We start from the raw sequence: 234 nt of genomic DNA, 5'->3' as shown, positions 1-234 counted from the left end.
GCCGGTATTTTCGAAACAATGGGCAAGGCTGCGGGCAATGGTCTTTTCGAGGTCGGCATCGGCGAAAACGATATTCGGCGACTTGCCGCCAAGTTCAAGCGAAACCCGCTTCACCGTTGCTGCTGCAGCTCGAGAGACCGCTGTGCCTGCGCGCGTCGAGCCGGTAAACGACATCATGTCGACATCCGGATGCTGCGACAGGGCCTCACCAACGATAGCACCTTCGCCATTGAC

1 protein-coding gene is annotated in these 234 nt (G+C 58.5%); it reads right to left on the bottom strand.

All coding sequences use genetic code 11. The features are described from left to right. On the bottom strand, positions 1-234 hold a 234-nt coding region (locus R0J92_RS26870), incomplete at both ends, for an aldehyde dehydrogenase family protein (RefSeq protein ID WP_411053930.1).

Origin of the sequence: Tritonibacter sp. SIMBA_163 (assembly GCF_046535935.1) — a bacterium.
GTDB classification, from domain to species: domain Bacteria; phylum Pseudomonadota; class Alphaproteobacteria; order Rhodobacterales; family Rhodobacteraceae; genus Epibacterium; species Epibacterium scottomollicae.
This window is presented reverse-complemented; position numbering and strand designations above follow the sequence as displayed.